This is a genomic window from Mesorhizobium sp. B1-1-5 (assembly GCF_006443065.1).
GTDB lineage: Bacteria > Pseudomonadota > Alphaproteobacteria > Rhizobiales > Rhizobiaceae > Mesorhizobium.
The window spans coordinates 43217-49568 of the sequence record NZ_VFWS01000028.1 but is presented as its reverse complement, the minus strand read 5'-3'; the positions used below and the strand labels follow the sequence as shown (position 1 = coordinate 49568).

Genomic DNA, 6352 nt, shown 5'->3' with positions numbered 1-6352 from the left:
CCCCCTCTGAGGGGGAGATGTCCGGCAGGACAGAGAGGGGGGTGACAGAACGCCTACCTTCGCAGGCCAGCTCCTACAACCACTATCCCTTCCGCGCCGCGATCTTCGGCAACGTCACCGTGGCGCTGGCCCCCGACCGCGGCCGCTCTGCCGATCGCCGCGCCGACTACCACGACCCGACGCTGCCTCCCCGCCACGAGCTGATCGCTTTCGGCCTCTGGCTGCAGAAATCGCTCGGCGTGCATGCTATCATCCATGTCGGCGCGCATGGCACGCTCGAATGGCTGCCGGGCAAGACGGTGGCCCTCTCCGGAACCTGCTTCCCCGAGATCGTCACCGGATCGCTGCCCGTCATCTATCCCTTCATCGTCTCCAATCCCGGCGAGGCGGCGCAAGCCAAGCGCCGCATTTCGGCCGTCACCCTCGGTCATCTGCCGCCGCCGCTGACCGGCGCCGGTCTCGACGAGGTGCAACAAAAGCTCGAAAGGCTGGTCGACGAATATGCCCAGGCCGACGGGCTCGACCGCCGCCGCCGCGACCGTCTGGCCAAATTGATTGTCGAGACGGCGCAAAGGACCGGCCTTGCCTCTGAAGCAGGCGTTGCCGGCGCAGACGCTCCGGACGAAGCGCTGCGCCGCATCGACGCCTGGCTCTGCGACCTCAAGGATTTCGCCGTCAAGGACGGGCTGCATGTCTATGGCCGCGCCCCGCAGGACGAGGCCGATCCGCTGCGCCGGCAAAGCGCGGACGCGGAAAAAGCAGCCCTGCTTGCCGCGCTCGACGCCCGCCATATCAAGGCCGGCCCCGCCGGCGCGCCGGCGCGCGGCCGCTCCGATGTGCTGCCCACCGGCCGCAACCTCTTCACCTCCGATCCGCGCGCCATGCCGACGCCAACCGCTTATGACCTCGGCCAGGCGGCGGCGGAAGAAGTGGTGCGCAGCTATATGCAAAGCCATGGCGACTGGCCGCGCTCGCTGGTCATCGACCTCTGGGGCTCCGCCTCCTTGCGCACTGGCGGCGAAGAGATCGCGCAAGGCCTGGCGCTGATGGGCTGCCGGCCGCAATGGGATGGCGCGACGGGCCGCGTCACCGGCATCGAGGTGCTGCCGCCGGCCGCGCTCGGCCGCCCGCGCGTCGACGTCACCTGGCGCATCTCCGGCCTGTTCCGCGACATGTTCCCGACCCAGATCGCGCTGATCGACGCCGCCGCCAACGCGGTCGCCAGCCGCGACGAGGACGATACCGAGAACCCGCTCGCCGCGGCGACGCGGGCTCAGGGGAAGATCAGCCCGCGCATTTTCGGCACCTCGCCGGGAACTTATGGCGCCGGCGTCGAGGACCTGCTGTCGCGCGGCGAATGGGGCGCGCGCGAAGAGATCGGCCGCGCCTATCTCGACGCCACCTCGCACGCCTATGGCGGCGCCGAGGGCGAGGCAATTTCCGCGCCCGGCGCTTTCGAAGGCCGGATCGCCGAAGCCGATCTTCTCGTCCACACCGGCGACGACCCGGGCCGTGACATCCTCGAAGGCTCGGCCGACGTCGCCTTCATCGGCGGCTTTTCGGCCGCCCTTGCAGCACTTGGCCGGAATGCCGACGTCATCGTGCTCGACACGACAGACCCGAAGAAGCCGAAGCCGCGTTCGGTCGGAGAAGCGGTATCGCGCGTGGTCCGCGCCCGCGCCGTCAACCCGCGCTTCATCGCCGGCCAGATGCGCCACGGCCCGCGCGGAGCGTCCGAATTCGCCGAAACGGTCGACCGCCTGGTCGGCTTCGCCGAAACCACCCATGCGATTCCCGGCGCGCTGATCGAAGCGGTGCACGACGCCTATGTTGGCGACCCGGACGTCCGTGCCTTCCTGCTGCGCGAGAATCCGGCGGCGGCGAAGGTCATTGCCGAGCGGCTTCTCTCCGCGCGTCGGCGCGGTCTCTGGCATCCGCTCAGGAATTCCGTCGACGACGATCTCGCGGCCTTGATCGCCGAAGCCCAGGCAAGCGAGGTGGCGGCATGAACGCGTTTTCGCGCCGCGGCGCCTGCCCGGCGCTGAGCGCCCCGATGCAGACCGGCGACGGCCTTTTGGTGCGGCTCAACCCGGTCGCTGGAGGAATTTCGCCGAAGTCGCTGATCGGGCTCGGTGAATCCGCCCTGCGCCACGGCAACGGCATCATGGAGGTGACGGCGCGCGGCAGCCTGCAGATCCGCGGGCTGACGGCGGAAAGCGCCCGGCTGCTGGCGGACGAAGTAGATGCGCTGGGGATCGAAGTGCGGACGGGGGTGCCGGTCGAGACAGGGCCGCTGGCTGGGATCGATCCGGAAGAGAACGCCGATCCGCGGCCGGTGGCGGAGCGGATCAGGGCGGCGATTGAAGAGGCCGGGTTGACGCCGCGGCTGGGGCCGAAAGTGTCGGTGGTTGTCGATGGAGGTGGGCAGCTGACGATGGATGCGCTGACGGCCGATTTAAGGCTGAAGGCGGTGCGGGCTGCGGCGGGCATCTGGTGGAGCGTGTCGATTGCCGGCGACGGGCGGAGTGCGAAGCCGCTCGCGGCGGTCGATGAAAATGCGGCGCGCGACATTGCCGTGGCGGCTCTGCGGATGGTCGCCGAAAAAGGTCGCGAGGCGCATACCCGGGATCTGTCGGAGCGGCAGCGCGATTCTCTCGCAGGCTGGCATTCCTTCGCCCCCCTCTCTGTCCTGCCGGACATCTCCCCCTCTAGGGGGGAGATTGGCAGTTCCCGCGCCGGCTCTCCACTTTCAGCGTTGGAAATTGGCGAAAGCCGCGGTGACAAGGCAATCTCCCCCCTAGAGGGGGAGATGTCCGGCAGGACAGAGGGGGGCGCCGTAGAGCAGCAACCTACAAGAAGCCCCATTGGCACCTTCACTCTCACCCACACCCACGCCCTAGGCATCGCCCTGCCCTACGGCAGCATGCCGGCGCAAAACCTCATCGATCTCGCCACCCAAGCGCTGCACCTCGGCGCCACCGAAATCCGCCTCGCACCCGGCCGCGCCTTGCTCTTCCTCGGCCTCTCCGCCCCCTCCTCTCTCCAATCCTCCGCCACCGCTCTCGGCTTCGTCACCGACCCTGCCGATCCGCGCACCCGCATAGCCGCCTGCCCCGGCACGCCGGCTTGCGCGTCCGGCCGCATCGCCACCCGCGCCGTCGCCGAAACCATCGCAAAGGAAAGCGCGGACCTTCTCGACGCCTCGCTGACCCTGCACATCTCCGGCTGCGCCAAGGGCTGCGCGCATCCCGGCACCACCGCGCTCACCCTGGTCGGCGACGAAAACGGAGCCGGACTTGTCGTGGACGGGACGGCAAAGACCCTTCCTGCCGCGTACAGGCCGGGCTATGACGCCGCGCGCGGGGTCGCCAGTATTGCGGTGGCGCTCCAAAACGCACGACATCCCGGCGAAACCGCCGCCGCCTGCCTGGCAAGGTTTGGCGCTGCCGGCATCGCCGAACTCTATCGACGGAACCAGTGAATGGCCGGCTACGACTATATCCACGACGGGACGGCGATCTACGAGCGCTCTTTCGCCATCATCCGCGCCGAGGCCGATCTGTCGCGCTTTTCAGAAGCGGAGGCCGATGTCGCGATTCGCATGATCCATGCCTGCGGCCAGGTCGAAGCCGCCAGCCATTTCGTTTTCTCCGACGGTTTCGTCGACGCGGCCCGCGCGACGCTTGCCGCGGGCGCGCCGATCTTCTGCGATGCCGAGATGGTGGCGCACGGCGTCACCCGCGCCCGTCTGCCGGCCGGCAACGAGGTGATATGCACGCTGCGCGACCCGCGCACGCACGAGATCGCCAGGGAAATCGGCAACACCCGCTCGGCCGCCGCGATCGACCTCTGGGGCGAGCGCATGGCCGGCTCTGTCGTCGCCATCGGCAACGCGCCGACCGCGCTCTTCTATCTGCTTGAGAAGCTGCGCGACGGCGCGCCGAAGCCGGCCGCGATCATCGGCATGCCGGTCGGCTTCGTCGGTGCCGCCGAATCCAAGGATGCGCTGGCCGAATATTCCTATGGCGTGCCCTACGCCATCGTGCGCGGCAGGCTCGGCGGCAGCGCCATGACCGCCGCCGCGCTCAATTCGTTGGCGAGGCCTGGCCTGTGAACGCGATCATGAAAGGCCGTCTCGTCGGCGTCGGCACCGGCCCTGGCGATCCGGAGCTTCTGACGCTGAAGGCGGCGCGCGTGCTGGCCGAGGCCGACGTCGTCGCTTATTTCGCCAAGCGCGGCAACAACAGCAACGCGCGTGCCATCGTCGAGGCGCGCTTCCGGCCGGACATGATCGAGCTGCCGCTGCTCTATCCGGTGACGACGGAGATCGACAAAGATCACGACGACTACCGCGCGCAGATCGCCGATTTCTACGAGCAATCGGCCGAACAGGTCGCCGGGCATCTCGGCGCCGGCAGGATGGTGGCGGTGCTGTCGGAGGGCGACCCGCTGTTCTATGGCTCCTACATGCATCTGCATGTGCGCCTGGCGCACCGCTTCCCGACCGAGGTCATTCCTGGCATCACCGCCATGTCGGGCTGCTGGTCGAGCACGGGCCTGCCGATCGTCCAGGGTGACGACGTGCTGAGTGTGCTGCCGGGCACCATGAGCGAATTCGAGCTGACCCGTCGCCTCGCCGACACCGATGCCGCCGTCATCATGAAGGTCGGTCGCAACCTGCCAAAAATCCGCCGCGCGCTGGAAGCGACCGGCAAGCTGGCGAAGGCCGTCTATGTCGAGCGCGGCACCATGCCGGGCAGCGTCTCGATGCGGCTCGCCGAGAAACCGGACGACAAGGCGCCCTATTTTGCCATCGTGCTGGTTGCCGGCTGGTCGGCTCGCCCGGGTGCCAAGCCATGAGCGGCCGCCTTACCGTCATCGGTCTCGGACCCGGCAATGCCGACCAGGTCACGCCGCAGGCTGCCAATGCCGTCGCCGAGGCTTCCTTCTTCTATGGCTACAAGCCCTATCTCGACCGGCTGAAGCTGCGGCAGGACCAGACCCGCATCGCTTCGGACAATCGCGAGGAACTCGCCCGCTCCAACGAAGCGCTGGCCAAGGCCGCAGAAGGCCACAACGTCGCCGTCGTTTCTGGCGGCGATCCCGGCGTCTTCGCCATGGCGGCGGCGGTTTGCGAGGCGATCGAAGCAGGCCCGGCCGAATGGCGCGCCATCGACCTGTCGGTCGTTCCCGGCGTCACCGCCATGCTTGCTGTTGCCGCCCGCATCGGCGCGCCGCTCGGCCATGATTTCTGCGCCATCTCGCTCTCCGACAATCTGAAGCCTTGGGAGCTGATCGAGCTGCGCCTGTTGGCGGCGGCCGGGGCCGGCTTCGTCATCGCGCTCTACAATCCCATCAGCAAGGCTCGCCCCTGGCAGCTCGGCCGCGCCTTCGAATGCCTGAAGGCGATCCTGCCCGGCACCACGCCGGTGATCTTCGGCCGCGCCGCCGGCCGGCCCGACGAGCGTATCGAGGTTTTCCTGCTGGCAGATGCCGATGCGGCAAAGGCCGACATGGCGACCTGCATCATCATCGGCTCGCCCGAGACCCGCATCATCAAGCGCGGCGAAAAACCCGCGCTGGTCTACACGCCGCGTTCGGCAACGGGGTCGAAAAGATGATCGACTTTTGCCGCCAGCGCATCGACGGTTTCGGCCGAAGGAACGTCCGGCAAAGGCGGTCGGCGGATCATGACCACGTCGATGCCGAGCGCCCGCGCAGCGGCGATCTTGCCATAGGTCGCCTGGCCGCCGCTGTTCTTGGAAACGACGGCGTCGATGCCATATTTTTCGAGCAACGCCCGTTCGTCCGCTTCCGGGAACGGCCCGCGCGCCAACAGGTAGAGCGCATCGGGCACGGCAAGCTTCGGCTCGACCGGGTCGACGCTGCGGATCAGGTAGCGGTGCTGCGGAGCGGCTTCGAAGCCGCCTGCCTCCTGCCGGCCGATCGCCAGGAAGACGCGACGCGGCGTCTCGCCAAGCGCCTTCGCCGCCTCCGTGACATTGTCCACCAGCGTCCAGCGATCGCCGGCCATGGGCTCCCATCCGGGACGCCGCAGCGCCAGGATCGGCACGCCAGCCTGCCTTGCCGCTTCGGCGGCATTGGCCGAAATACGCGCGGCGTATGGATGCGTGGCGTCGATCAGCAGATCGACGTGTTCTTTGCGAAGATAGGCAGCCAGCCCGTCGGCGCCGCCAAAGCCGCCGACACGCACCGGCACGCCTTGCGCGACCGGGTTTTCGGTGCGGCCGGCAAGCGACAGTGTGACCGACAAATCCGAGCGACGGACGAGCTCCCCCGCCAGCTGCCGGGCTTCCGTCGTTCCGCCGAGGATCAGGATATGGTGGGTCAT

General features: G+C 68.3%; 6 protein-coding genes. 5 read left to right on the top strand and 1 reads right to left on the bottom strand.

Annotation, left to right across the window (positions count from 1 at the left end; genetic code table 11):
• From FJ980_RS12405 to FJ980_RS12385, 5 genes are all read left to right on the top strand, one after another.
• Positions 1 to 2009: cobaltochelatase subunit CobN (locus FJ980_RS12405; protein WP_181181177.1), on the top strand; the 2009-nt coding region annotated here is incomplete at its 5' end.
• Positions 2006 to 3481: a precorrin-3B synthase gene (gene cobG, locus FJ980_RS12400; RefSeq protein ID WP_140543168.1), complete on the top strand. Its 1476-nt coding sequence runs from the start codon at positions 2006 to 2008 to the stop codon at positions 3479 to 3481. The genes FJ980_RS12405 and cobG, both read left to right, overlap by 4 nt.
• Positions 3482 to 4114 carry a precorrin-8X methylmutase gene (locus tag FJ980_RS12395; RefSeq protein WP_140543167.1) on the top strand — a complete coding sequence of 211 codons (633 nt, stop codon included), beginning with the start codon at positions 3482 to 3484 and terminating at the stop codon, positions 4112 to 4114. It begins immediately after the preceding gene.
• Complete coding sequence (locus FJ980_RS12390; protein WP_140543166.1) at positions 4111 to 4860, top strand: precorrin-2 C(20)-methyltransferase; 750 nt, start codon at positions 4111 to 4113, stop codon at positions 4858 to 4860. Before FJ980_RS12395 ends, FJ980_RS12390 begins: the two co-directional genes overlap by 4 nt.
• Positions 4857 to 5621, top strand: a complete 765-nt coding sequence (locus tag FJ980_RS12385; protein ID WP_140543165.1) for a precorrin-3B C(17)-methyltransferase — start codon at positions 4857 to 4859, stop codon at positions 5619 to 5621. The genes FJ980_RS12390 and FJ980_RS12385 overlap by 4 nt, the downstream gene beginning before the upstream one ends.
• On the opposite strand, the gene FJ980_RS12380 is transcribed toward FJ980_RS12385, so the two are convergent.
• Complete coding sequence (locus tag FJ980_RS12380) at positions 5585 to 6352, bottom strand: cobalt-precorrin-6A reductase (RefSeq protein WP_140543170.1); 768 nt, start codon at positions 6350 to 6352, stop codon at positions 5585 to 5587. The two genes, FJ980_RS12385 and FJ980_RS12380, sit on opposite strands and share 37 nt — an antisense overlap.